Below are 2,570 nucleotides of genomic sequence, written 5' to 3'. Positions count from 1 at the left end.
TGCTTCAAATGTTTTACAAAAATCATCTACTTGGCAGAAAAGTGTTGTAAGATATTCCATGTTAAAGGGCTTTTGTGATGGTTTGTTTTGTCAAAACAGTAGATTATCACAATTGCTCTTTATTTTTTAGTGGGGTGCTTATCCCGAACTCAGGTTTGTTTAATCACTATCTCTCTTAGACGCATAAAGGGAATATCTCATGGAACAGATCCCCATGATACCTAAGGAAGCTCTTTCCCCTTTTTTTCCCCTTTTTGGAGATTTTTGGCAAAAACTGAACTATACTGAATGGGACTATTTAGAACTAAATAGGATAGATTAAAATTAGGTAAGACAATGTTTTTTAGATGAAAACCTCGCCATTACCAAGAAAAAATCTATCTATTAGCAAAAATATGTTATATAACTTGACTTCTAACTTTATACTTTCTAAATCAGGAGACAAACGATGAAACGCCGTCATTTCCTAAAACTCGGCAGCGCAGCCGCTGCTGCTAGCATCTTACCGCTACACGCCCAAGACAAGCTCACCCTATGGGGGCCGCCGGTCAGCCCGACCGTTCTGCTTGCCATTGCCGCACAAATGGGCAAAGCGAAAAACATCCGCCCCTTTTCAGTTAAAAGCTGGCTCAGCCCCGATCAACTGCGCGCAGGCTTGGTCAGCGGCAGCATTCAAGCCAGCATCGTACCGAGCTACGTTGCCGCCAATTTGCGCAACCAAGGACAATCCGTCCTGCTGCACAACATCATGACCAGCGGACTGCTCTCTATCATGAGCAAAAACAGCCCGCTCGGCGAAGCGACACAACTTGTAGGACAAAAAATCGTCATGCCTTTTAAAGGCGACATGCCCGATTTAGTCATGCAAATCCTCTGCAAACGCGAAAACATCACACTCGGCGATATCACCTACACCGCCACGCCGCCCGAATCTTTAGGACTCTTCCTCAAACAAGACTTCCCTTACGCCCTTCTGCCGGAACCGCTTGCCAGCGCCTCTATCCTACGCGGCAAACAAGTCGGCATTAGCGTCGAACGCGGTATCGCATTGGACACATGGTGGAATCGCAGCTTCGGCAGCAGCAAAGGCATACCGCAGGCAGGTTTGATGATTTCCGAAACATTTGCCGCTGAAAACGCCGAATTCCTTGCCGCACTCGATCAAGACCTGCTGGATGCCGTCGATTGGGTCGCCGCCAATCCGAAAAGCGCTGCGGAAATCGCCGCCGACTACATGCCCGCCCCCGTCCCTGCGCTGCAACAAGCCCTGCCCCATTCGGCTTAGTGGCGGTCAGAAGCACGCAAATGCGCGAAGAAATCCTCCATTTCTTCCAAGAACTCTACAAACTCAATCCTAAAATCATCGGCGGCGGCGCACCCGATACCGCCTTAATTGCTTAAGACAGATAAAAAGCCGCTTCAAAGCGGCTTTTTATTATTTTAAATTAACGAAATTAAACGAAAATCAAATTTGCATATTTGTAGATATAAGAAAAGACAAATACTCTAAAATAATCACATATCTCTACGACGCTTCAAAGTATCAATCAATACTGCAAGAATAATAATCGCCCCTTTAATAATCAGCTGCCAATAAGGATCTATAGTCGGAGAAGTGAAAAAGTAGTACAAGGCGGCGAGCCGCAGACAGTACAGATAGTACGGCAAGGCGAGCCAACGCCGTAATACTTTTTCAATTCTTCGACTATACACCTAATAAATTTAAACCCTTATTTAGTAGTGCCGATGATTAAGGCACCAATTACGCACATTGGTACTGAACCGATGCCGCCGTTTAATGCTGTACCGCCAATAACCGCCGCCGCAATCGCATCTAATTCCCAAGCATTGCCATAAGAAGGATTGCCTGCGTAAGTGCGCGAGGCAAGCATGGCCCCTGCTAAACCGGCAAGCGCACCTGCTAAGGTATAAACCATAATTAAAGTCTTACGCACATTAATACCAGAGATTCGAGCCGCATTACGATTGCCGCCAATAGCATAAATGTGACGGTCAAACTGTGATTTACTCAGCAAAATATGCGAAACTACTACGACAATAATATAAATAAATACCAGTCCCGGAACATTGAAAAGTTTTAAATCGGCAATCCAAGTAAAAGCTTCGCCGCTAGCATCAATAGGACGACCGCCCGAAATAATTTGCGCTGCCCCGCGTGCAATTGTCATCATCCCTAATGTCGCAATAAAAGGAGGAATTTTACCAATAGCAGTAAAAGTACCGTTAATTTCCCCACAAATCCCGCCGATGCCTACCGCAGCCACAAAGGCGCACAAAGCTAAAAAAGCGCCGTCAGATCCTTTAACAATAATCGCCGCAACAACCGAAGCCAAAGCCACTACCGAACCTGACGACAAATCAATGCCCGTAGTAATAATCGCCATCGTCACGCCGATAGAAATAATTCCAAACATGGAAACTTGTTCTAAAATACTTAAAAAAGTTTCGAGTGAATAAAAACCGTCTATTTTCAAAGATAATCCAGCATATAACACACCTAAAATCAACACCATTCCATAAGTATTTAAAATGTGTTTAATATCAATTTT

Annotated in this window: 1 protein-coding gene and 3 pseudogenes; 2 read left to right on the top strand and 2 right to left on the bottom strand. The window is 44.7% G+C overall.

Annotated elements, in window-relative coordinates; translation table 11 throughout:
- The first annotated feature begins 448 nt into the window (after nucleotides 1–448).
- A complete protein-coding gene (locus A5N84_RS03105; RefSeq protein ID WP_143324803.1) occupies nucleotides 449–1,285 on the top strand; it encodes an ABC transporter substrate-binding protein in 837 nt (278 codons plus the stop codon).
- 230 nt (nucleotides 1,286–1,515) lie between these two features.
- Here the strand turns inward: A5N84_RS03105 and A5N84_RS13275 are convergent.
- Nucleotides 1,516–1,602 (bottom strand): annotated as a pseudogene (locus A5N84_RS13275) (sugar-transporting ATPase); the annotation flags it as partial.
- Here A5N84_RS13275 and A5N84_RS13610 point away from each other — a divergent pair.
- A pseudogene (locus A5N84_RS13610) lies at nucleotides 1,600–1,712 on the top strand (IS30 family transposase); the annotation flags it as partial. The pseudogenes A5N84_RS13275 and A5N84_RS13610 overlap by 3 nt on opposite strands.
- Here the strand turns inward: A5N84_RS13610 and A5N84_RS03095 are convergent.
- Nucleotides 1,709–2,567: pseudogene (locus A5N84_RS03095) on the bottom strand (ABC transporter permease); the annotation flags it as partial. The pseudogenes A5N84_RS13610 and A5N84_RS03095 overlap by 4 nt on opposite strands.
- Nucleotides 2,568–2,570: the final 3 nt, after the last annotated feature.

This window comes from Rappaport israeli (assembly GCF_001888055.1).
In the GTDB taxonomy this organism is placed as follows: domain Bacteria; phylum Pseudomonadota; class Gammaproteobacteria; order Cardiobacteriales; family Cardiobacteriaceae; genus Rappaport; species Rappaport israeli.
The sequence above is the reverse complement of the archived record's forward strand: the minus strand, read 5'-3'. Positions and strand labels throughout refer to the sequence as shown.

What these genes read in the sequence shown, in the direction of transcription:
- A5N84_RS03105 (WP_143324803.1), top strand. Translation starts at nt 449, where the DNA reads ATGAAACGCCGTCATTTCCTAAAACTCGGCAGCGCAGCCGCTGCTGCT.